Source organism: Vibrio sp. 10N.286.52.F8 (assembly GCF_041468745.1).
GTDB lineage: Bacteria > Pseudomonadota > Gammaproteobacteria > Enterobacterales > Vibrionaceae > Vibrio > Vibrio crassostreae_C.
In genome coordinates this window covers 79,937-103,710 of sequence record NZ_JBFRJF010000032.1, presented here as the reverse complement: position 1 = coordinate 103,710, position 23,774 = coordinate 79,937, and the positions used below count along the sequence as shown (strand labels likewise).

The following is a 23,774-nucleotide window of genomic DNA, read 5'->3' as shown; positions in this document are numbered from 1 at the left end:
GCCTAGTGCGAGGTTTTTTTCGAATCTGAAGTAATGAAAGTTTTAGGGGTGTAGCTCCAATTGGCAGAGCAGCGGATTCCAAATCCGCGTGTTGGGAGTTCGAATCTCTCCACCCCTGCCATATTTAAGGCTCTAGCAGAAATGCTAGAGCCTTTTTAGTTTCTGAATCAAATATAATACACCATTAGCAGAGCAGCGGATTCCCCGACTTGCTAAAACAGCGCGTGTTGGGAGTTCGAATCTCCGGGGTGCCGGCTCAGTCCACCTCTGCCATATAAGAAGCCTCAGCAGAAATGCTGGGGCTTTTTTACGTCTGTTGCTTCTATGAAGCAATGTTGGGAGAACTAGGCGTCTCCCAAGGCTCGCTAGCCCGGTCGAATCTCCGGAGTGCCAGTTCAGTCGCCCCTTGCCATAGCTAGCGTGTCCGGTAGAAATGCTATAGCCTTTTTCTTTTTGTTACTTTAGTTATTCCTATCCACTCGTACCTCTGGAAAGCTATTTGTTGTAACCTTCCGTTTTTAGACTTAGTTGAAAACTAGAGTCTTTCTGCTCAACACTCATTTAATACCGCAGCTTCCGATAATGGCTAAAGTTATTGCTGCTAGGCTCTTAGTCTCATTACTTTTGTTTCAAGATTAAATGGTAAACCCTATGCAATTTATACTTATACAACTGAAGACCGATTTGGTGGGGATGCCCAATAGTGCTAAAGGTGAACGAGTTCTTTGCATGACTTGTCCCTAGTAAGAACTAGAATAGAGCTAAGATCGTTGTTTCACGAGTCTTCTACATAGTTATTAAATTTCTTTTGCCTTCCTTTGGTCTCAGCTCGATCTAGAATTTAGTCTACATAGATGCTTTTGAGTGTGGAATATTTGACGTGTCCAATTTCTAGAGGATACAAAAAAGGCCACCTAAATTAGGCAGCCTAGTTTAATATTATGAGATGTTAATCTAGCTCTTTCTCTGCTTGCTTTGCTTTTTCAATCATAGGAGTAATTGTCGAGCCTTGTACTAAAATCGAGAATACAACTACCGCATAGGTCATAACGAGGATAACTTCTTTTACATCGATGAGCTTCTCTTCAATTACCCAAATGCCAGAAGGTATAGAAAGTGCCATAGCGAGAGCTAAGCCGCCACGTAAACCACCCCAAGTTAGAATTTTTATAGACCATGGGTTATAAGTTCTAAAGCGCTTAAACCCGATATAAGACAAGAAGACACTTAGGTAGCGAGCGCTTAGTACTAGAGGAACGGCGAACGCCATTAAGATCCAGTCTTCTTGGTGGAATTTGAATAGCAACATTGACATACCGATTAGTAAAAACAATACACCATTTAAAAACTCGTCTATTAGCTCCCAGAAATGGTCTAAGTGGTCTTCACTCTCTTTTGAGAATCCGATAAAGCGTGTCCAGTTACCAATCATGATACCTGATACCACCATTGCCAATGGTCCCGATACATGTAGAACTTCAGCAAAGGCATAACCAGCAGTTGGGATACCGATGGTTAATAGTAACTCCATCGAGTGGTCATCTGTATTGCTAATTAAGTAGTGGAATACGAGGCCTAAAGCAAAACCGTAGACAATTCCGCCAATCGCTTCTTGGACAAAAAGCATAGTTACACTGCTGACTGTTGGCGCTTCTGTACCAAATGCGATAGTAAATAGGGTTACGAAGATAACTAAACCAAAACCATCGTTAAATAGAGACTCTCCCTCGATTTGAGTAGAGATTCGTCTTGGCGCATCGAGTTTCTTTACGATGGCTAACACGGCAATTGGATCGGTCGGGGAGATTAGAGAGCCAAAGAGTAAGCAGTAAATTAGATCAAATTGAATACCGATGAACTGACAGAACCCATAGAGCACAAAACCAATAAAGAATGTTGAAAATAGCGTTGCCCCTAATGCGAGTACTGTTATTTCCCACTTTTGGTCTTTTAGGTTTGGTAATTTAATTCCCAACCCGCCTGCAAATAGTAAGAACCCTAATATCCCTTTTAGAAGGAAATCTTCAAAATTGATACTGGCAACGGTCTCTGAGGCAATGTCTGCCAATTGGAACCAATTATTTTGTCCCGCAATGATAATCAATAGAGATAGCATCATTGAACCAGCTGTGATGGCGATGGTTGTCTGCATTTTACCAATTTTTGTATTCACGAAAGCAATAAGCATGGCTGCAGCGGACAAGAAGCATAAGGTGTAATAGACCGACATTGGGATTCCAACATGTAACAAAGTATGAATATGAATTTTCGTTGTCTCATGCTCAAATAGCAAACATTTTTTTGTCATGACTCAGTAATCAATTTCCTTTTTTAGACGTCTAGACTCCTTTTTAATGTGTGATAGGATGGAGGGATAATTAAAGGAATGAGGTTGTACCGTGGGAAGTAATGTAAGGCAAAAGATTGACGCTCTGTTGAAGCAACGAATTTTACTGATTGATGGTGGCATGGGCACCATGATTCAGGATTATAAATTGGAAGAGCAAGACTATCGTGGTGAACGCTTTGCTGATTGGCACAGTGACTTGAAGGGCAACAATGACCTTTTAGTTCTTACACAGCCTAAGCTTATCAAAGATATCCATATGGAGTATTTGGAAGCTGGGGCTGACATCCTCGAAACCAATACCTTTAACGCTACAACCATCGCTATGGCCGACTATGATATGGAAAGCCTTAGTGAAGAGATTAACTTTGCTGCTGCCAAGCTTGCTCGTGAAGCAGCTGATGAATGGACTGCAAAGACCCCAGATAAACCTCGCTTCGTCGCGGGTGTATTAGGTCCAACCAACCGAACTTGTTCTATCTCGCCTGATGTAAACGATCCAGGTTACCGTAATGTTAGCTTTGACGAACTGGTTGAAGCCTATTCTGAATCGACTCGCGCGCTCATTAAGGGCGGTTCAGATTTAATTCTTATTGAAACTATCTTTGATACGTTAAACGCGAAAGCGTGTGCCTTTGCCGTTGAATCTGTTTTTGAAGAGGTGGGTATTGCTCTTCCAGTGATGATTTCCGGTACCATCACTGACGCATCAGGTCGTACCCTTTCAGGACAGACGACAGAAGCATTCTACAACGCCCTTCGTCATGTAAAACCAATCTCATTTGGATTGAACTGTGCATTGGGCCCTGATGAACTGCGTGAGTATGTCGGTGAGATGTCTCGTATCTCAGAGTGCAATGTTTCTGCTCACCCTAATGCGGGTTTGCCTAATGCATTTGGCGAGTATGACCTTTCTCCTGAGGATATGGCTGAACATGTTAAAGAGTGGGCTGAAAGTGGCTTCTTGAACCTAATTGGTGGGTGTTGTGGTACTACTCCAGAGCATATCCGTGAAATGGCTGAGGCCGTTGAAGGTGTAACGCCGCGTCAATTGCCAGACTTACCAGTTTCTTGTCGTCTTTCGGGACTAGAGCCACTGACGATAGCTAAAGAATCTTTGTTCGTGAATGTAGGTGAGCGGACCAATGTCACTGGTTCTGCGCGTTTCAAGCGTTTGATTAAAGAAGAGCTTTACGACGAAGCATTGAGTGTTGCTCGCGAGCAAGTCGAAAATGGCGCTCAGATTATCGATATCAACATGGATGAAGGGATGCTAGACGCCGAGGCGTGTATGGTTAAATTCCTGAATCTATGTGCTTCAGAACCTGAAATCTCGAAAGTACCTGTTATGGTCGATTCTTCTAAGTGGGAAGTTATCGAAGCTGGCCTAAAGTGTATTCAAGGCAAAGGCATCGTTAACTCAATCTCTCTAAAAGAAGGCAAAGAGAAGTTTGTTGAGCAAGCCAAATTAGTTCGTCGTTATGGTGCTGCTGTCATCGTGATGGCGTTTGATGAAGTCGGGCAGGCTGATACTCGAGAGCGTAAAGTCGAAATCTGTACCAATGCCTACAACATTCTTGTTGATGAAGTCGGTTTCCCACCAGAAGATATTATTTTTGACCCGAATATTTTCGCAGTGGCTACTGGTATCGATGAGCATAATAACTATGCGGTTGATTTCATTGAAGCAGTAGGAGACATCAAACGCGATCTCCCGCATGCGATGATCTCTGGCGGTGTGTCGAATGTTTCATTCTCATTCCGTGGTAATAACTACGTCCGTGAGGCTATTCACGCGGTATTCCTATATCACTGTTTTAAAAACGGTATGGATATGGGCATTGTAAACGCTGGTCAGTTGGAAATTTACGATAATGTTCCAGAAGATCTGCGTGATGCTGTTGAAGATGTCGTACTAAACCGTCGTGATGATTCGACTGAAAGATTGCTGGATATGGCGACCGAATACCTAGAGCGTGCTGTTGGTAAGGTTGAAGATAAATCTGCATTAGAGTGGCGAACTTGGCCTGTAGAGAAGCGTTTGGAGCACTCTTTGGTAAAAGGTATCACCGACTTTATTGTTGAAGATACCGAAGAAGCTCGTGTTAATGCCTCTCGTCCTATTGAAGTGATTGAAGGTCCTCTAATGGACGGAATGAACGTTGTTGGTGACCTGTTTGGTGAAGGTAAGATGTTCTTACCACAGGTTGTAAAGTCTGCGCGTGTGATGAAACAGGCGGTTGCCCATTTAGAACCATTCATTAATGCATCCAAAGAAGTGGGCGCAACTAACGGTAAGATTTTGTTAGCGACCGTTAAAGGTGACGTTCACGATATCGGTAAAAATATCGTTGGTGTGGTTTTACAGTGTAATAACTACGAAATTATCGACTTAGGTGTGATGGTTTCTTGCGAGAAGATTCTCAAGGTAGCGAAAGAAGAGAATGTCGACATTATTGGCCTGTCTGGGCTGATTACACCGTCTCTTGATGAAATGGTACATGTTGCTAAAGAAATGGAGAGACAGGGTTTCAAGCTGCCTCTTCTGATTGGCGGCGCAACCACATCTAAAGCTCACACAGCAGTTAAGATTGAGCAGAATTATTCAGAACCTGTTGTATACGTAAATAATGCCTCGCGTGCAGTGGGTGTTTGTACTTCACTACTTTCTGATGAATTGAAACCCGCTTTCGTTGAGAAGCTGGATATCGATTACGATCGCGTTCGAGATCAGCACAATCGTAAGAAGCCTCGTACCAAGCCTGTCACGCTTGAAAGAGCTCGTGCCAATAAAGTTGCTATCGATTGGGATGCGTATACGCCACCGGCACCCGCTAAGCCGGGAGTTCATATCTTCAATGATTTTGATGTGGCAACTTTGCGTCAGTACATCGATTGGACTCCATTCTTTATGACATGGTCATTGGTTGGTAAATACCCTGCAATCCTTGATCATGAGGAAGTGGGTGAAGAGGCAAAACGTTTATTCAAAGATGCTAATGATTTACTGGATCGCGTAGAGAAAGAGAAGCTGCTTGAAGCGCGTGGTATGTGTGCCATGTTCCCAGCGAACAGTGTTGGTGATGATATTGAGGTGTATACCGATGAATCTCGTACCGAAGTTCTAAAAGTTCTACACAATCTTCGTCAACAAACAGAGAAACCAAAAGGCTTTAACTACTGTTTGTCTGATTACATTGCGCCAAAAGAAAGCGGTAAAGCGGATTGGATTGGTGGCTTTGCGGTTACGGGTGGTATTGGTGAGCGAGAGCTGGCTGATGAATACAAAGCGAAAGGCGATGACTACAACGCGATTATGATTCAGGCGGTTGCTGACCGATTGGCTGAGGCGTTCGCGGAATATCTGCATAAAGAAGTGAGAAAGGATATTTGGGGTTACTCGCCAGATGAGAATTTGTCTAACGACGATTTGATTCGAGAGAAATACCAAGGTATTCGTCCAGCTCCAGGTTACCCTGCTTGCCCTGAGCATACAGAGAAAGGCACGTTGTGGGAGTTGATGGATGTTGAAAAGGCAATCGACATGTCATTAACGACAAGCTACGCGATGTGGCCTGGTGCCTCAGTGTCTGGTATGTACTTCTCACATCCTGATGCCCGATACTTTGCTATTGCACAGATTCAACAGGATCAAGTGGATAGCTATGCTGACCGCAAAGGTTGGGATATGTTAGAAGCCGAGAAGTGGTTAGGTCCTAACATTAACTAGTTTGAATCTATGATGAGCTTTGATTCGTAAAGTAAAAAGAGAAAGGGTTGCTGAATAGCAACCCTTTTTGTATTTGTGATTTATCTGTCGATGATAAACGGACTTTCTATTCAAATAATTCTTGGTGAAGTTTTTGAATCGCCAACTTAGAAACAGATTCATTTAGTAAGAAGCACAGGTTGTGTGGGCTTGCACCGTAACAAATCATGCGTAGGTTGAAGTCTTCAAGAGTGCCGAAGACCTGCTTTGCATAGCCTTTGCTTTCACTCATGTTGTTACCAATAAGAGCAACAAGGCATAGGTCGTGTTCAATATCTACAGAACACAGCTCCTCAAGCTCAATGCGAGCGGCTTCAGGTAACTCAGGGGCACCACCAGAGGTATCCGTTTGATCGAGTGTCAGTGAAACACTGATCTCTGAAGTGGTGATAAGATCGACCGAGATCTTATGTTTAGCAAGGATCTCGAATACCTTTGCCAAAAAGCCATAGGCATGGAACATATTAGCGCTACGTAGCGTAACCATGGTTTGGTTGCAGCGTAGGGCAAGCGCTCTAAATAGAGGAGAGCTCTCAACTTCTTGACGAATCCAAGTACCACCTAACTCTGGCGCTTTAGAAGAGCCGACAAATACCGGGATTTGGTGGCGTAGTGCAGGTACTAGAGTCGATGGGTGCAAGATCTTCGCACCAAAGTTTGCCATTTCCGATGCTTCACTAAAGCTGATCTCTGGGATAGGAGAAGCTTTAGGTGCAATACGAGGGTCAGTGGTGTAGATACCCGGAACATCCGTCCAGATTTCTAGACCAATCGCCTGTACAGATTCGGCAATCAGTGCTGCTGAGTAATCACTGCCACCGCGGCCTAAAGTCGTGGTGTTACCTTCGCTATCAGCGCCGATAAAACCTTGGGTAACGACAACTTGTTGTTGGCAAAGTGGAATCAGTTTCTCTTGCGCTAGAGCGGCAATATCTTCTAGTTGAGGTTCGGCTTTACCAAAATCATCATTAGTACGCATCACATCTCTGATATCAAAGCGAACAGCAGGAGTGCCTCGTTCAGAGATGATCTGAGCCAAGATGTGTGTCGACATCAACTCGCCACATGCGACAAGGTGATCCGTCAGTTTAGTACTTGTTTGGAATGATGCGGCCTCTGCAGCGCTCGCAATGTCATCAAGAATGCTGTGGACTTCTTTTTCGATGCTGATTGGATCTGCGAGTTGGTCAAGAATTGCGTTGTGAATGTCCGCTAATTGCGCCATTAGTTCCTGACGACGAGCTTTGTCTTGAACACCATTTGCTAGTTCAACCAGCAAGTTAGTGACACCAGAGCATGCACTACTCACGACCAGTTTCGTGTTTGAGTTGTTTTCAATAATGGCAGCACAACGGCTCATTGCTTCAAAGTTGGCAACACTTGTTCCACCAAACTTAGCGACATTAAAAGAACCAACTACATTAGATGCACTCACGATATATCTCCCACGACTTCCTAAAATAAAATTACGGTTGGGTAATCCAACGTCCGATGTTTTTCGAAGAGAGTTTTAGAGCAAAAAGAGAGGAATTATTAGAATAGTAACCTCAGAAGCTCTTCACCATATAGAAATGGCGACAGTTGACGGGATTCAGCCCGCTCAACCGATAATAAAGGTCCTGCATCCTTTTATTATCTCGGCACTGCTCCCCATAAATGTTTTGTATTGGAAATGCGGTTCCACAAAACATCTGCCTGGGCAGTGCTCCTCTTCTGCTAGATAGCCGTTTCATTGAACGTTTTTGTGGTAACAATGTCAATCCGTAACTTGAGATAATTGAAAAATAATTTTAACAATTATGTGACAGTGGTTTGACCTCAATACTTATGGCTAATTGCTGAGGTAATCAATTTGCTTTAGGGTGGATTGTTCACAACATTAACGTAAGGGATGTACATGTCTAATTTACCACTCACTACTGCTATCGATAGCTTTTATCCACCACACCGAACGTTAATGGGACCTGGTCCTTCAGATATCTCACCTCAAGTGTTACAGGCTTTGAGCCGTCCAACCATAGGTCACTTAGATCCGCTGTTTATTGCGATGATGGACGAGCTTAAACAGCTTCTTAAATACGCTTTTCAGACTGAAAACGAATTTACGATTGCCGTTTCTGCACCGGGCAGTGCGGGTATGGAGACCTGTTTTGTTAACTTGATTGAGCCTGGTGAAAAGGTGATTGTTTGTCGTAACGGTGTCTTCGGTGAGCGTATGCGAGAAAACGTGGTGCGTTGTGGTGGCGAAGCCATCCTTGTTGATGACGAATGGGGCAAGCCCGTTTCAGTTGAAAAGGTAGAACAAGCATTGGCAGAAAACCCCGATGCTGTTGCTGTCGCATTTGTACATGCAGAGACATCAACCGGAGCGTTATCTGATGCTCAAGCTATTTCAGCTATCGCTCGTCAGTTTGGTGCGTTAACGATTGTTGATGCAGTAACGTCTCTAGGTGGTGTGCCATTACTAGTTGATGAGTGGCAGCTTGATGCAGTTTATTCGGGTAGCCAAAAGTGTCTATCTTGCGTACCTGGACTATCTCCGGTTACTTTTTCTCAGCGTGCTGTTGATAAAATGAAAGCCCGCCAAGCGCCAGTGCAAAGCTGGTTCCTAGATCAAAGTTTAGTATTAGGTTATTGGAGTGGCGAAGGTAAGCGTAGTTACCACCACACGGCGCCGGTGAATAGCCTGTATGCTCTGCATGAGTCACTGGTATTGTTGAAAAATGAAGGTCTGGATAATGCTTGGTCGCGTCATTATGCGATGCATCAAGAGCTTAAGGCTGGCGTAGAAGCTTTGGGGTTAAAGTTTGTGGTTGACGAAGAGAGTCGCCTACCTCAATTGAATGCGCTTTACTTCCCTGAAGGGATTGATGAAGCCAAAATAAGAACGCAGTTGTTAGAAGAGTATAATCTTGAAATCGGTGCAGGCCTTGGTTCTTTGGCAGGGAAGGCTTGGCGTATTGGTTTAATGGGTTATGGCGCTCGTAAAGAGAACGTCGCATTGTGCTTAAAAGCACTAAAAGATGTATTAGAATAATTAACCGTAAAATTCGAAAAAAAAGCGCACGAGAGATCGTGCGCTTTTTTTGTGCCTAACTTAAGCCTCCAAAGTCTACCGCTTTAGCTGCATCAATATCACTTGGCAGAAGATACGTTGTTCTCAGCGGCTGAAATTTTCTTATACTGAACTTTTGAAAAATCTCTATTTGGAAATAAGAAGCTTGCTTCGCTCCGAATTTGTTCTGCTTTGCTGTGATCGCCTAAACCCTGATACGCGAGGATTAGGTTACTGTAAAACGCGGGTCTTGGTTTACTCTTTATTATTTCCAAAGACCAATCAACATAAGGCTGAATAAGACTCGGATCAGCTTTGTAGAGCCCAATGTTGAGATACGTGCTGTACACATCCCAATCATAGCGATCTTTCCATACTACGGGATTCGTAACTTGCTTAAGAATATCTGGGTTCTTCGGCTTAGATTGTTCAAATTGAGTCAGCACATAATTGGTATGCAGCGCGCTCAACATATAGAAGCTCACCAAGATCGGAATCACTAAGCTCGACACTCTAAAGAGGGTTTTACTGACGATACTAAACGACTGTTGATAATGTCGGGAAGAGCGCTGATCTACCCAGTAAATCAATATAATGAATGTTATCCAGTGAATCGCCGAGTGGTAAAAAGGATACTCAAGTTGAGAGTGCAAAAGGATTGGGATAAATAACGCGAGCAGGGCTAGACGTGTTCCCTTTGCTGAACTTGTTATGCGTGACATCACCAATATTGCAGCAATCAAGATTCCGATGATTGGTACAATCCCCCCTTCAACTCCCCAAAACAGGAACTCATTGTGCGGGTGATCCATTGAAGGAAGACCTGGATGATAGTTCGAGTTGAGTTGATGTTGGCGAGCTGTATATAGCGTGTATTCAGACTCAAATTTCCCGTAACCATAACCTGTAAATGGCTTTTCGATCATCATATCTAAAGCTTGCGGGAACGTATAAGCGCGCGGGCTTTCTAGGTTCGCTTTCTTGCTAGCGAGGCTATCAGTCGCACTTAGGCTGATCACCGAAAAAGCGACGACGACACCGACGAGCACTGATGCGCACCATCCGTAGAAGCGTTTCTTGGTCGAGAACTTGTATAGATAGGGCAGAATGCAGATAAACCCAATGACAGCGGCCAACCATCCGGTACGTGATGCAATGATGATCAGCAAGGGCACGGTTAAGGTTGGAGTTAAATACAGTAGGAATGATTCGCTGATCTTATGGTTATATTTAGCCGGCTGCCTTGCTAAAAGGTAAGCGGACAGCACAAAACCAGTAGCAAGAAAGCTTGCCATTACATTCGGTTGTTGAAATATCCCATATGGTCGGTTTGCAGAAGTGTTGTAGCCAAATAGGTTGCCAGGTTCTAATAAGAAATATTGCACATAGCCAAATAGTGCTTGTATAACAACAGCAAGTACAATGAACCACAACATACGTTGCTTGTGTTTATTGCTGAACTTAAATTGCTGCAGCACCACAAATAAGGCAAAGCCCGCCCACAATCCAAGCAAGCGTCCTGACGCTCCTTGAGGTGCAGCATTGCTGTATAAAATGGGTAGCGTGAGTATGATGCAGCTAATCAACAAGCCAATTGTTAATTTGGAATACTTGAGTACTCGATTGGTCGCGAGTTGGTAAAAGCCAATCGCTAGCGTGAAGCTTAGCGCTAGCCAAGTGGTAGGGTTAAAGGATAGAGCAAGGCCCGAACCACCAGGATTCGGCATAAAAAAATGCATAGCTAACAAGAATACAACAGCTAAAGAAGCCAGAAATGCTTTGTTGAGTGGTAGCTGAGTGACCTGATTTTCTAGCTGAGTACCGCTAGTGTGTATTGTTGCCATAAATCCCTAACCTTATAAAAACAGAGCTTGTTCCTTCTGAAACAAGCTCTGTTACTTTAACATTTTTCTGTCTGCCCGCAGGGCGCTATTTTACACCTACTTCAAATTTAACATAGGCTTAAGGAAGCGAGCAGTGTGTGAACCTTCGACTAACGCCACATCTTCAGGTGTACCCTCTGCAACAATCTCACCACCACCTTGCCCACCTTCTGGGCCAAGATCTAGGATCCAGTCTGCTGTTTTAACGACATCTAGGTTGTGCTCAATCACGACAACTGTATTACCGTGATCACGCAGTCTATGTAATACCGTCAGTAGCTGCTGGATATCGTGGAAATGAAGGCCTGTTGTTGGCTCATCGAGAATGTATAAGGTTTTTCCCGTGTCTCGTTTAGACAGTTCACGCGCTAATTTAACACGCTGAGCTTCACCACCAGATAAGGTTGTAGCTGCTTGCCCTAAGCGAATGTAAGAGAGGCCAACGTCCATTAAAGTTTGCAGTTTACGAGCGATAACAGGTACCGGGTTGAAGTATTCACGAGCATCTTCCACAGTCATCTCTAGAACTTCGTCAATGGTTTTACCTTTGTAGCGGACCTCTAGAGTCTCACGGTTATAGCGCTTACCTTTACACACATCACAAGGCACATACACATCGGGTAAGAAGTGCATCTCTACCTTGATTACGCCGTCTCCCTGACAAGCCTCACAACGACCACCACGAACGTTAAAGCTGAATCGACCTGGCTTGTAACCACGAGAACGTGATTCCTGAGTGCCCGCGAATAGTTCACGAATAGGGGTGAAAATCCCTGTGTAGGTCGCAGGGTTTGATCTTGGTGTACGACCGATAGGGCTTTGATCTATGTCGATTACCTTATCAAAATGTTCTAACCCTTTAATCTTTTTGTGCTTTGCTGGAACTGCAGTCGTGGCACCGTTTAATTGAGTGTGGGCGACTTTAAAGAAGGTATCGTTGATAAGCGTTGATTTACCCGAACCTGATACGCCCGTAATACAACTGAACAAGCCAACAGGAATTGTCGCGGTCACATTCTTTAGGTTGTTCCCCGTTGCGCCAACGATCTCGACGACCTTTTTCTTGTCGATAGGCGTTCTCTTTTCAGGCACTGCAATTTCTTTAGCACCGCTCAGGTATTGGCCTGTCAAAGAGTTCGGGTTTTCGATGATGTCTTGCATGGTACCTTCTGCCACCACGTGACCACCGTGCACCCCTGCTCCTGGACCGATATCGATAACATGGTCAGCACAACGAATTGCATCTTCGTCATGTTCCACAACAAGTACCGTATTACCTAAGTCTCTCAGGTGAATTAAGGTTTGCAATAGACGTTCATTATCGCGCTGGTGGAGACCAATTGATGGCTCATCAAGTACATACATAACGCCAACTAAACCGGCACCGATTTGGCTCGCCAAACGAATACGTTGCGCCTCACCACCAGACAGCGTTTCAGCACTGCGTGATAGGTTAAGGTAGTTCAAACCAACGTTGACTAAGAAATGCAGACGATCATTGATCTCTTTCATCACTTTATCTGCGATCTGCCCACGTTGACCGTCTAGCTTCAATTCCTGGAAAAATTGTAGTGCGTCAGCAATGCTAAGTTCAACGATTTCCGGAAGTGTTGTATCACCAATGAAAACATTGCGAGCTTCTAGTCTCAGGCGAGTGCCATCACAGCTAGAACACGACTTGGTTGAGATGTATTTGGCAAGGTCTTCACGCACCGCGCTAGATTCAGTATCACGGTAACGGCGCTCTAAGGTATTTAAAATGCCCTCGAATGGATGACGCTTAACTCGAATATCACCTCGGTCATTGATGTACTTGAATTCCACTTCAGTACGACCTGATCCTTTTAGAATGATCTCTTGAGTCTTTTTCGGTAGAGAATTAAATGGCGCATACAGATCAAAACCATAATGTTCTGACAGCGACGTTAGCATTTGGAAATAGTAGTAGTTCTTTTGATCCCAACCTTTTATCGCACCTTCAGCAATGCTTAGGTTCTCATCTAAAATCACTCGGCTTGGATCAAAATACTGTTGAACACCAAGACCATCACACGTACCACATGCTCCTGCCGGGTTATTAAATGAGAACAGGCGAGGCTCAAGCTCTTGCATGCTGTAACCACATTTAGGACAAGCGAAGTTAGCAGAGAATACGATCTCTTCTTGATCCGTTTCGTCCATCCAGCCGACGACAGCGATACCGCCAGAGAGCTCTAATGTGGTCTCGAATGACTCGGCTAAACGCTGTTGAAGATCAGGACGAACCTTGAATCTGTCTACCACAACTTCAATGGTGTGCTTCTTATGAAGTTCAAGTGCTGGTGGATCGGATAGATCACAGGTTTCACCATCAATTCGGGCTCGGATAAAGCCTTGCGCAGCTAAGTTTTCCAGTGTTTTAACATGCTCACCTTTGCGCTCTTTGACAATCGGTGCCATCAACATCATCTTTGAGCCTTCAGGCAGTTCTAAGACCTTATCGACCATTTGACTGATGGTTTGTGCTGCTAGAGGGATGTTGTGGTCTGGACAGCGAGGTTCGCCTACTCGCGCATACAATAATCTGAGGTAATCATAGACTTCGGTAATGGTACCGACGGTTGAGCGAGGGTTATGTGAAGTCGATTTTTGTTCTATTGAGATAGCTGGAGACAGACCTTCAATATGGTCGACATCAGGCTTTTCCATAAGAGATAGAAATTGACGAGCGTAAGCAGACAGAGATTCAACATAACGACGCTGACCTTCTGCGTAGAGTGTGTCAAACGCAAGTGACGACTTTCCTGAACCCGATAATCCGGTGATGACAGTCAGTTTGTCACGTGGAATGGTTAGGTTGACGTCTTTGAGGTTATGCGTACGAGCGCCTCTAATTTCTATTTTATCCATCTCAATAGACCATGTAATTTTAAGTGGCTAAAGTATTACATAGAGTGAGATTTGTGCAAAGTTTTACTGGATAAAAAAACAGTAAACAAAAAAAGGGTGACGCTTTCGAGTCACCCTTTAAATCATTTATTACGCGACTAACTCATCGCTACGTATCATTAGTTAGTATGCCAAAACTAGCGATTAAGCTTCTTTTGTTGTTGAGTGCTTACCTAGTTCGATTTGTTGCTGGTCTTTTTTGTATAGATTTTCAAAGCAGTAATTTGTTGCTTCGATATAGCCTTCTACACTACCGCAGTCAAAGCGTTGGCCTTTAAATTTGTATGCTAATACACAGCCTGCTTTGGCTTGTTTTAACAATGCATCGGTAATCTGGATTTCGCCGCCTTTACCTGGTTCTGTCTGCTCGATTAATTCAAAGATATCTGGAGTCAGAATATAACGACCAATGATCGCTAGGTTGCTTGGTGCTGTACCTTGCTCTGGCTTCTCTACCATGTCATCAACTCGGAAAAGGTCATCTTTGATCATTTCGCCAGAGATAACACCGTACTTGTGAGTCTCTTCTTCTGGAACTTCTTGTACAGCAACAATAGAACAGCGGAACTGTTTGTATAGCGCAACCATCTGAGCTAGCACGCCTTGTTGCTCGTTCACACAAAGGTCATCAGCAAGTACTACTGCGAACGGTTCATCGCCTACAAGTTCGCGACCCGTTAAAATAGCATGGCCAAGGCCTTTCATCTCACGTTGACGAATGTAGGTGAAGTTTGCCGCTTCAATCGTTTCACGGATATTAACCAATAGGTCTTCTTTATTGGTGCCGCTAATCTGGTGCTCAAGCTCGTAGTTTTTATCAAAGTGATCCATGATCGAGTGCTTACCACGTCCAGTAACGATGCACATTCCATCCATACCAGCTTCGATAGCTTCCTCTACACCGTATTCAATCAGAGGTTTGTTTACTACAGGCATCATTTCTTTAGGCATTGACTTGGTTGCAGGTAAAAAACGTGTACCGTAGCCAGCTGCCGGGAAAAGGCACTTTTTGATCATGATAAGACCCTTTATCTATAATAATTATTGATTCAACCTGAGTGGTTGATATTTCTGAGGGCAACTCTAGCATAAGTTATGTCGAAAATTCAGCAACAATAGCCATGGTTTACTAGAGCTTCCCTCAAAATTATCGTCAGACTAAGAGGTGGGTCGATTATGCAAGCAGGTTCTGGTTTGCCCATGCTATCGCTTGAACTCTATTTTTTACCGCAAGCTTACGGAATATTTGATAGAGGTGAGATTTAACCGTGAACTCACTAATAAACAAGTCATCGGCGATTTGTGTGTTTGAAGACCCGGATTGAAGACAGCGAATCACCTGGATCTCACGAATGGTTAAATCAACATTGGTTGGTGTGGTGTTGGTATTGACCATATTGCGATAATAAAACAACAGTTGATTGGTTACCTTCCTTGGCAGCCAGTTATCGCCATCAATGACTTCTTGAAGACCACGAGCAATCTTGTCCTTTTGTTCAGTGTTGTAAAAGAGTCCTTTTAGTACCCCATAGGTAAGAAGCTCTGAGGTTGGAAGTTGCTGGGGGACATTGAATAAAATGATTTCGTGATTTTTCCACATAACAGTCAGGTTAGGACAAATAATCAGTAGTTGTGGTACCTCTCTGTAATCGACGAGCAAGATCCGGTTACTCTGCTTTCTATCAACTAGCATTAATTCGTCGGGTGTCATTTTGTAGAGAACAATAGATAAATGCTTTTCTATCTCTTTTACATGTAGATAGGTATCGTTTGGGTCGATGCACAGAAAGTGTAAAGTGCGAGCGTATCTTGATTTTCTCATTGAAACGTCCTGTTTGAGTGGGATTAGATTCCACGTTGTCATGCAGGCTTTAGCTTCTCTAGCGCCTTGATAGTGACTTGCGTTGAATATCAATTATCAAAGTAAATGAGTGGTTTGTAAGTGGAGAAAAAAGCAACATCGCTCTGAATATCATGATTTGTTACGTTTTTATTCTTTGTAGTGAGGAGAGAATAGGAATGCGATTTATCACTGTAGAAAAGCATGCTATTCTTGTGCGCTAAAATTTTCTGAGACTATGAATTTAGACGGAGCAAATCATGGCTAGCCGTGGAGTTAACAAAGTTATATTAGTGGGTAACCTAGGTAATGACCCTGAAATTCGTTACATGCCAAATGGCGGCGCAGTAGCGAACATTACCATTGCAACGTCAGAGTCATGGCGTGATAAAGCAACTGGCGAGCAGCGTGAAAAAACAGAATGGCACCGTGTTGCTCTGTTTGGCAAGCTTGCGGAAGTTGCTGGTGAGTACCTACGTAAAGGTTCTCAAGTTTACATTGAAGGTCAACTTCAAACTCGTAAATGGCAAGATCAAAGCGGTCAAGATCGCTACACAACTGAAGTGGTTGTTCAAGGCTTCAATGGTGTAATGCAAATGCTTGGCGGCCGTGCTCAAGGTGGTGCTCCTGCTCAAGGTGGCATGGGTAACAACCAACAGCAAGGTGGTTGGGGTCAGCCACAGCAGCCACAGCAACAACAATACAGTGCTCCCGCTCAACAGCAGCCAAAAGCACCTCAACAAGCTCCTCAGCAGGCTCAACCTCAATATAATGAGCCGCCAATGGATTTTGATGATGACATCCCATTTTAATCCCTGTTTTTAATATATTATAAAGACAGTATTAAATTGGAAAAAGCCGCGTTCATCGCGGCTTTTTGTTACCTACAATTCTTAACGCTTTATTTACAACGTCAATTTATAGTATAAGTAGCAATACGGTATAATGTGAGTTGAAAAGGATTTCGTTATTCATGAGATATACCCCGACACTAAAATTGAGCACTCGATTGGTCGCATTTGTCACCGTGATAGTGATCAGCGCGATGTTCATTCTTTTTATTGGTGGCACACTTTCCTTTAAGCGTATTGGACAGGAATATTTAGACCATTATTTGGTTGGCATTGTCGACGTTGTAGATAAAGAGATGGAAGACCCTGACGCCGCGTATTCAATGCAGCGTTGGATGCCTAAGATGTTGCAGGCGAGCAATATTGTTGAGATGAAACTTTCGAACAAGACCGGCATCGTTTATCGTTTCAAAGATACCTCCCCACAAATTGATCCCAATCGTCTTTATGAGAAAAGCTTCATTTTAGAGCGTAATGAAGGCTACCGAATCGAATTTAAAGCACTTCCTCCTTATATTGGCTACAACTACTCAATGGAAGCGATGTGGTCAATTACTTTGGCTGTCGCATTGGTTCTGTTCTGTCTTGCTCGCGGTGTTCGTTGGTTGAAAGAACAACTCATGGGTTCTGAAATCTTGGAAGAGCGAGGAAGAATGATCTTGGCCGGTCAGGTTGAAGCTCATGCAAAGGGAGATGAGCGAGAGTGGCCTTATACCGCAAGCGAAGCCTTAGATGTATTGATTGAAGAGCTACAAGATGCTCGTCAAGAACGAAGTCGCTTTGATACCTTTATTCGTACCCATACTTTCCTAGATAAACTCACGGGAACGGCAAACCGAGTTTTATTCGATAATAAGCTGGAATCGGCACTGCATGAAAGTGGTGCTCGAGGCGGTGTGTTACTGATACGTATCGACGAATGGGAGCAAGTTAGTGATGCTAACGATAAGCAAACCACAGACGGCTTTATTATTGAAGTCGGTGAAGTACTGTCGAATATCGTTCAACGCTATCCCGATGTCATTTTTTCTCGCTATTACGAAGCGGACTTTGCTGTATTTATCCCTCATCAGGGCGCAAAAGATATTGCGACCTTGGCTGCTCAGTGTTTAAGGCAGTTAGATAAGCTAACTCCGCCAGAGCCTTTAGAGTCGGATAACTGGTGTCATATTGGTGTGACCATGTATACCGAAGGTGAGCGTCATAGCCAGATCATGGATGAAACGGAAACGGCACTAAAGAGTGCTCAGTTAGAGCGTATTAATAACTGGAGCCGTTACCCGAAAGAGAATAAGAATGAGCTTGATAGAGGCAGTGTTCGTTGGAGAACATTACTTGATAAAGCGCTGCTTCCTGAAAATTTAGTAATCTTTGCTCAGCGGTGTTATCTTATGCCGGAATCTGGTCAAGTTAATGAATTGCATAGAGAAATATTTACTAGAATTCAGGATCCTGACAAAGGTTTATTGAAATCGTCTCGATTTATGCCTGCGGTAGAGCAAGTGGGTTATCAAGCTCAAATGGACCAATCGGTTCTAAAGGTTGTGTTGAAATCGTTGAAAGAATCAACTCAACCTATCAACTATTCAGTGAATCTGAATGTTACCCCGTTTGCTAATAAACAGCACTTTAAGTGGTTTAGGAGTGAGTTGTTACAGCTCTCTGCTCAACACCGCTCTCAGCTTGCGTTTGAGTTTCCAGAAGGGCACTTGATTGCTCATCTTGATTATATGAGACCGGTGGCAAAGATGTTGCGAGGTTTAGGGTGTAAAGTTGTGGTTGGCCAAGCTGGGCGAACCATTGTTAGCACTCACTATATAAAGGATTTGAAGGTTAATTATATTAAGCTTCATCGAAGCCTAATAAAGAAAATCGACCAAAGGCATGAGAACCAACTGTTTGTTCGCAGCTTAATTGGGGCGTGTGGTGATTCTCCAACTCAAGTTATTGCCGTTGGAGTCGAGACAAAACAAGAAAAGAATACCTTGATAGAGTTAGGCATTAACGGCTATCAAGGGAGATATTTCGACGAAGAACAACAAATTATCCCTTTGCCTAATCAAGCAGAAAAAGCCGCGAAAGCGGAATCTGTTGTCAAAGTTGGACGAAGAAATCGATGGCGCAAGAGTAGTAGTTAAGAATGAATTTTAAAGCGATTTTAGACAAAATAAAGCCAACGAATAATAAAGGTAGCTCGCAAGTTGTCTTGCTGGGTAATGACGCCATTTATATTTCATCGACAGAACAAGATCCTCAAGTAGCCAGCATTCCCGTGGTTAATGGGGACTGGGAGAGTGCGCTAAAAAAATCGCTTAGCAGTGAGGCGTTTACCAGTAATAGCGTCCAACTGATTGTCTGTGCTAACTACTACCAAACCTACCAAATTGATAAACCGGACATTCCAGAGAGTGAATGGTCGGTAGCACTGCCTTTTTTACTCAAAGATCTTGTTTCAGAAAGAGTCACGGAAATTACTGCGAGTGCGGTCGCGTTACCAACGTCGAACAAGCTGCAAGTATATGTCCTGCCTAAAAAGCTGTTGGACAAGCTTTTGAATATCACTAATTCGGCTCAGGTTGAATTAATAGGTGTTGCTCCTGAAGATGAAATCTGGGGTTACAGTGCAGGCGAACTGTCTAATTTCATTCTTTTACAACGTAGCGTCAATTCACACTTTAAATTGGGTGCGTTTGTCGAAAATACCGTTTGTTTTCAAAGAACCATCCGTAGTGTTGTGCCACCTTTAACGGGTGTTGCGTCAAGTGCTCTGCAGTTAGATGGCCTCGCTTTAGAGCTTCAACGCTCGATTGATTACCTTTCTTCTCAAATTAAAGGCACCCAGCTTCACCAGCTTAAAATCTGTTGTGACGAAGAAGATGAAGCAGAGTTACAAAGTGCCTTAAACAGTACATTGAGCTCGACAGTTTCACTGTTGGTTGAAGGTGAGCGTGATAATTCAGAGAGTTTGTTGCTTAAACTTGCAGCTGAAAAAGAGACGTTTAAGGTCAATCTTTACCCTGAACACCTTAAGCCTAAAAAAGAATATTTTACGCTGACCAATGTTGTTGCGAGCTGGGGAGTAGTTTGTGTTTTGATGCTTGGTGGTTACTTCGCAATGCAGTATCAAGTTTCTAATCTAGATAAAGAGCTAACAGCCCTGCAACAAGACTCGAATCAACTTAACAAGCAAGTTAACCAATTGAATAGTAAGTTAACTCAGCATAAACCGTCTCCAGAGAAAGTCGCGGCGGTTGCGCGTCTCAAACGTGAGACTGAGGCTAAAAAAGAGGCTTTGAAGGCTGTTGGACAATACGACGAATCCCAACAAGTCGGGTATTCTGGCGTCATGAATTCCTTAGCTAAATTAGGCCGAAATGACATTTCTCTTTCGCACATCTACATGACCCACGATACTTTAGATCTTAGTGGCTTGGCTCGTAACGCAAATGTCGTTCCGAACTGGATTGGTCAGTTTAAAAGTGAGCTTAATTTAGTCGGACGCACTTTTGAAAAACTAAAAATTGGCCGTAATGATCAGGATGTGGTGACGTTTGAGCTAAGTACTCGTCGGGAGAGTAAATAATGCAGCAGTGGAACCAGCTGAGCGATAAGTTTCTTGCATTAAGTCAAAGAGAAAAATGGCTACTTTTTGTGTGTGGTTTTGTTGGCCTATCGATGTTGTTGTTCACCTTATTGGTTGAGCCTGCGTATCTCGATCTACAAGCTAAAAATGCCAAGGCGAGCAGCCTGACTCAATCGAATCAAAGGCAGCAAGGTGAGTTACTTGTTCTGCAAGCTCAGTTAAACAAAGACCCAGACAAAGAAATTAATCGAGAGTACAAAAAGCTGCTGGTGGAGAGCCAAGATCTCTCTCTTCAGCTTTCTCAGATTGTTGATGGATTAATCACACCTTCTCAAATGTCGCAGTTACTGGAGAGCGTTCTTAACGCCGGTAATGGACTAAAGCTTGAATCGCTAGAGTCATTAAAACCAGAAGCGATTTCGAACAATAAAGAGACCAGCGAATATTCAGGCTACTTTCTTCACCCTGTAAGAATGGAGCTAACCGGCAGTTACTTTGATATCTCAGCTTACCTTCAAGCACTTGAGTCTCTACCTGTGAGTTACTACTGGCGCACATTTGAATACTCAGTAGAAGAATATCCTAAAGCTCGACTGGTGTTCGAGGTTTACACATTAGGTACTAGACAGGAGTTTATCGGTGGTTAGAACTCTTTTGTTGTCCTTGCTATTTAGTAGCTCTTTTGTGTGGGCTGAGCAAGATCCCACGGCGCCATTAGGCTGGCTTTCACCTCAACAGAAAACGGCGCCTGCTAAGAAAGCACCAACTCGTTATCGCTTGCCTTCTTTAGAAAGCATCGTGTGTAAGGGAGATACGCCTTGCTATGCGATTATGAATGGTCAGATTCTCGGACAAGGGGAAACGATCAGAGGGTACCGAGTTAAGAACATAGATCCAGAATACGTCACTCTGCAGAGAAGCTCTAAGCAGTGGAAATTAGAGATGTTCTCTTTAGATGTTAAGAATAATTAAGGTTAGAGTGAAGACATGCGTAAACTTGTAGTAGCAATCCTAGTGTCATCTTTAGTCGGCTGTTCGATGGGGCATAGAGATCCTGTTGAGATTAAAGAGTCTTTAAACGAATCAATTAATGAAGCCAATAGCAGAGCGCTTCATGAGCTGCCTTCGTCGGTTCAAGATGACCTTATGCCTCAGCTTAATTCTGACTCGATGTCTCCGGGGATGGAAACGGTTAAGCGTTTTCGTATTCAGGCAAAAGGCGTTGAAGCGAGAACTTTTTTTGCCAGCTTAGTGAAAGGTACGGAATATAGTGCGGCTATTCACCCAAGTGTGTCTGGAAACCTTACGCTTAATCTAACGGACGTGACGTTAGATGAGGTACTGGCTGTTGCTCAAGATATGTATGGCTACGATATTGAAAAGCGTGGCAAAGTGATTCAAGTTTATCCTGCCGGTCTTCGCACCGTAACGATCCCTGTCGATTACTTACAAGTTAAGCGTTCTGGTCGCTCACTAACGACGATCACCACCGGCACGATCTCTAACTCAGATTCGAATTCATCGAGCTCTTCAAGCTCGAACTCAAACTCGTCAAATTCATCCAACTCTTCTAACTCATCGAATTCGACATCGAATGGCGGAACAGAGATTGAAACGACCTCTGAAAGTGATTTCTGGCCACAGCTTGAAGCGGCAGTTGCTCACCTCATTGGTTCTGGTGATGGGCAAAGCGTAGTGGTAACCCCGCAAGCCAGTGTGATTACGGTTCGTGCTTACCCTGACGAAATTCGTGAGGTTCGAGAGTTCTTAGGTATTTCTCAGAAGCGTTTGCAGCGCCAAGTTATCTTGGAAGCCAAAATCATGGAAGTGACCTTGAGTGACGGCTACCAACAGGGAATTAGCTGGTCGAATTTGTCTAAGTCGATTGGCAGCGGTGGCGTTGTAATTGATCGTCCGGCAAGTACTTTACCGCCGTTAGATGCAATCAGCTCTTTGTTAGGCGGACAAACTAACGTAACGATTTCAGATGGCAGCTTTGAAGCAGTTTTGAGCTTTATGGACACTCAAGGTGACCTTAATGTTCTATCGAGCCCGCGAGTCACGGCGGCAAATAACCAGAAAGCGGTTATCAAAGTGGGTACCGACGAATACTACGTAACAGATTTATCAAGTTCGGTCGGTAGTGGTGATGACGCGAATGTCGCACCTGAAGTTGAATTAACTCCGTTCTTCTCTGGTATCTCTTTAGATGTTACCCCTCAGATAGACGATAAAGGTAGCGTGTTCTTACATGTACACCCAGCCGTTATTGAGGTAGAGGAAGAAGTGAAAGAGCTCAACCTAGGTTCCACGACGGGCTTGGTGCAACTTCCTTTGGCGAAAAGCTCTATTCGTGAGTCTGATTCAGTGATTCGCGCCAAAGATGGAGATGTTGTGGTTATTGGTGGGTTAATGAAATCAAATACCAGTGATGTGACCTCTAAAGTTCCATTCCTCGGTGATATTCCAGCCTTAGGTCATTTGTTCCGTAACACCAATCAGTTAACGCAAAAAACTGAACTCGTGATCTTGCTTAAGCCAACGATCGTGGGTGTGAATACTTGGCAAAATGAGTTGGAGCGTTCACGTGATCTTCTTCAGCAGTGGTTCCCTGATGAAGAGTAATTGCTTACTTTCTCAATATAGAGTGGCAGTGTCTCACTAAGCTAGGTCGTCGTATGTATCAAGCTCACTTTGGTTTTGAACAACTGCCATTTACCTTAACGCCGAATACCGATTTCTTCTATGGTTTAGCGCCTCATTTCGAAGCGATTCAGACGGTAATCTCGGCGTTGGAAATGGGCGAGGGCGTGATTAAGGTGACCGGAGAGGTAGGCACTGGAAAAACCATGGTTTGCCGGATGTTGGTCAATCACCTACATGACTGTACAGCTCTGATCTACTTACCAAACCCTGTGTTATCAGGGGCAGACTTGCGCCAGGCGGTTGCAACAGAGCTTGGTTTAGCTGTCGATAATGAAGCAACCTTGGTTGATAACATTCAGCATAAGCTCATTGAATTGCACAATTCTGGTTTAAGAGTGGTGGCTATTCTTGATGAAGCTCAGGCTCTATCGGATGAAGCGCTCGAAACATTAAGGTTGTTTGGTAACCTTGAAACGGAAGATAAAAAACTGCTGCAGATTGTTCTATTAGGTCAGCCAGAATTGGATGCTCGATTAGAGGCTTACCACCTAAGGCAGTTTCGCCAAAGAATCACATTTAGTTCGACACTGAGACCGCTGAATCTCGATGAAACGGTGGCTTATATTGATAATCGAATCGCTAAATCTGGTGGCAGCCCTGAGTTATTCAGCTTGAATCAAAAAAAGGCGATCTGTCGTTCGTCGTTAGGTATCCCTAGATTGATAAACCAACTTTGCCATAAGGCTCTATTGCTTTCGTTCAGTGAAGATAAGAAAAGTATCGACAACCAACATCTTTTTTCAGCTATGCATGAAACGTACGATGTGTGTAAGCCTAAATTTAAAACGCCAATACTGTGGGGTTGGAATTAA

15 protein-coding genes, 1 tRNA gene and 1 riboswitch are annotated in these 23,774 nt (G+C 43.7%); of the genes, 10 read left to right on the top strand and 6 right to left on the bottom strand.

Going from position 1 to position 23,774, the window contains the following annotated elements:
* Positions 1–44: 44 nt before the first annotated feature.
* A tRNA-Trp gene (locus AB4133_RS15830) sits at positions 45–121 on the top strand.
* A gap of 828 nt (positions 122–949) precedes the next feature.
* On the opposite strand, the gene AB4133_RS15825 is transcribed toward AB4133_RS15830, so the two are convergent.
* Positions 950–2,230, bottom strand: a complete 1,281-nt coding sequence (locus AB4133_RS15825; RefSeq protein ID WP_010434305.1) for a sodium:proton antiporter — start codon at positions 2,228–2,230, stop codon at positions 950–952.
* A 169-nt stretch (positions 2,231–2,399) separates the two neighbouring features.
* On the opposite strand from AB4133_RS15825, the gene metH reads away from it, so the two are divergent.
* Positions 2,400–6,077 carry a methionine synthase gene (metH, locus tag AB4133_RS15820; protein WP_371722098.1) on the top strand — a complete coding sequence of 1,226 codons (3,678 nt, stop codon included), beginning with the start codon at positions 2,400–2,402 and terminating at the stop codon, positions 6,075–6,077.
* Between the two features lie 106 nt (positions 6,078–6,183).
* Here the strand turns inward: metH and lysC are convergent, their stop codons facing one another.
* A complete protein-coding gene (gene lysC, locus AB4133_RS15815) occupies positions 6,184–7,551 on the bottom strand; it encodes a lysine-sensitive aspartokinase 3 (protein ID WP_372225016.1) in 1,368 nt (455 codons plus the stop codon).
* Between the two features lie 108 nt (positions 7,552–7,659).
* Positions 7,660–7,837, bottom strand: a riboswitch (Lysine riboswitch).
* A 176-nt stretch (positions 7,838–8,013) separates the two neighbouring features.
* On the opposite strand from lysC, the gene AB4133_RS15810 reads away from it, so the two are divergent.
* Positions 8,014–9,153 (top strand): alanine--glyoxylate aminotransferase family protein, encoded by a 1,140-nt coding sequence (locus tag AB4133_RS15810; RefSeq protein ID WP_372225014.1) that lies wholly within the window; start codon positions 8,014–8,016, stop codon positions 9,151–9,153.
* 98 nt (positions 9,154–9,251) lie between these two features.
* On the opposite strand, the gene AB4133_RS15805 is transcribed toward AB4133_RS15810, so the two are convergent.
* The 4 genes from AB4133_RS15805 to AB4133_RS15790 form a co-directional block, all read right to left on the bottom strand.
* A complete protein-coding gene (locus AB4133_RS15805; protein ID WP_372225012.1) occupies positions 9,252–11,015 on the bottom strand; it encodes a PglL family O-oligosaccharyltransferase in 1,764 nt (587 codons plus the stop codon).
* Positions 11,016–11,111: 96 nt separating this feature from the next.
* Complete coding sequence (gene uvrA / locus AB4133_RS15800) at positions 11,112–13,943, bottom strand: excinuclease ABC subunit UvrA (protein ID WP_017061339.1); 2,832 nt, start codon at positions 13,941–13,943, stop codon at positions 11,112–11,114.
* A 183-nt stretch (positions 13,944–14,126) separates the two neighbouring features.
* On the bottom strand, positions 14,127–14,999 hold the full coding sequence (galU, locus tag AB4133_RS15795) for a UTP--glucose-1-phosphate uridylyltransferase GalU (protein ID WP_372155535.1): 873 nt from the start codon (positions 14,997–14,999) through the stop codon (positions 14,127–14,129).
* 157 nt (positions 15,000–15,156) lie between these two features.
* Complete coding sequence (locus tag AB4133_RS15790; RefSeq protein WP_029235590.1) at positions 15,157–15,804, bottom strand: LuxR C-terminal-related transcriptional regulator; 648 nt, start codon at positions 15,802–15,804, stop codon at positions 15,157–15,159.
* A gap of 278 nt (positions 15,805–16,082) precedes the next feature.
* On the opposite strand from AB4133_RS15790, the gene AB4133_RS15785 reads away from it, so the two are divergent.
* From AB4133_RS15785 to AB4133_RS15755, 7 genes are all read left to right on the top strand, one after another.
* Complete coding sequence (locus tag AB4133_RS15785) at positions 16,083–16,634, top strand: single-stranded DNA-binding protein (RefSeq protein ID WP_017062970.1); 552 nt, start codon at positions 16,083–16,085, stop codon at positions 16,632–16,634.
* 161 nt (positions 16,635–16,795) lie between these two features.
* Positions 16,796–18,811 (top strand): RNase E specificity factor CsrD, encoded by a 2,016-nt coding sequence (csrD, locus tag AB4133_RS15780; protein WP_017062969.1) that lies wholly within the window; start codon positions 16,796–16,798, stop codon positions 18,809–18,811.
* A 2-nt stretch (positions 18,812–18,813) separates the two neighbouring features.
* A complete protein-coding gene (locus tag AB4133_RS15775; RefSeq protein ID WP_017065934.1) occupies positions 18,814–20,256 on the top strand; it encodes an MSHA biogenesis protein MshI in 1,443 nt (480 codons plus the stop codon).
* Positions 20,256–20,903: a type 4a pilus biogenesis protein PilO gene (gene pilO / locus AB4133_RS15770; protein WP_017061345.1), complete on the top strand. Its 648-nt coding sequence runs from the start codon at positions 20,256–20,258 to the stop codon at positions 20,901–20,903. The genes AB4133_RS15775 and pilO overlap by 1 nt, the downstream gene beginning before the upstream one ends.
* The gene (locus tag AB4133_RS15765) at positions 20,896–21,228 is read left to right on the top strand and encodes a hypothetical protein (protein ID WP_017061346.1); all 333 of its coding nucleotides are present in this window, start codon (positions 20,896–20,898) and stop codon (positions 21,226–21,228) included. The genes pilO and AB4133_RS15765 overlap by 8 nt, the downstream gene beginning before the upstream one ends.
* Before the next feature lie 15 nt (positions 21,229–21,243).
* Entirely contained in the window at positions 21,244–22,881 is a 1,638-nt protein-coding gene (gene mshL, locus AB4133_RS15760; RefSeq protein ID WP_102321221.1) for a pilus (MSHA type) biogenesis protein MshL, read from the top strand.
* Between the two features lie 53 nt (positions 22,882–22,934).
* Entirely contained in the window at positions 22,935–23,774 is an 840-nt protein-coding gene (locus AB4133_RS15755) for an ExeA family protein (RefSeq protein ID WP_017061348.1), read from the top strand.

Coding starts and splice junctions, on each gene's coding strand:
- AB4133_RS15805 (WP_372225012.1), bottom strand. CDS start 11,015: ATGGCAACAATACACACTAGCGGTACTCAGCTAGAAAATCAGGTCACT.
- uvrA (WP_017061339.1), bottom strand. CDS start 13,943: ATGGATAAAATAGAAATTAGAGGCGCTCGTACGCATAACCTCAAAGAC.
- AB4133_RS15810 (WP_372225014.1), top strand. CDS start 8,014: ATGTCTAATTTACCACTCACTACTGCTATCGATAGCTTTTATCCACCA.
- AB4133_RS15790 (WP_029235590.1), bottom strand. CDS start 15,804: ATGAGAAAATCAAGATACGCTCGCACTTTACACTTTCTGTGCATCGAC.
- pilO (WP_017061345.1), top strand. CDS start 20,256: ATGCAGCAGTGGAACCAGCTGAGCGATAAGTTTCTTGCATTAAGTCAA.
- AB4133_RS15755 (WP_017061348.1), top strand. CDS start 22,935: ATGTATCAAGCTCACTTTGGTTTTGAACAACTGCCATTTACCTTAACG.
- AB4133_RS15775 (WP_017065934.1), top strand. CDS start 18,814: ATGAATTTTAAAGCGATTTTAGACAAAATAAAGCCAACGAATAATAAA.
- csrD (WP_017062969.1), top strand. CDS start 16,796: ATGAGATATACCCCGACACTAAAATTGAGCACTCGATTGGTCGCATTT.
- mshL (WP_102321221.1), top strand. CDS start 21,244: ATGCGTAAACTTGTAGTAGCAATCCTAGTGTCATCTTTAGTCGGCTGT.
- galU (WP_372155535.1), bottom strand. CDS start 14,999: ATGATCAAAAAGTGCCTTTTCCCGGCAGCTGGCTACGGTACACGTTTT.
- AB4133_RS15825 (WP_010434305.1), bottom strand. CDS start 2,230: ATGTCGGTCTATTACACCTTATGCTTCTTGTCCGCTGCAGCCATGCTT.
- AB4133_RS15785 (WP_017062970.1), top strand. CDS start 16,083: ATGGCTAGCCGTGGAGTTAACAAAGTTATATTAGTGGGTAACCTAGGT.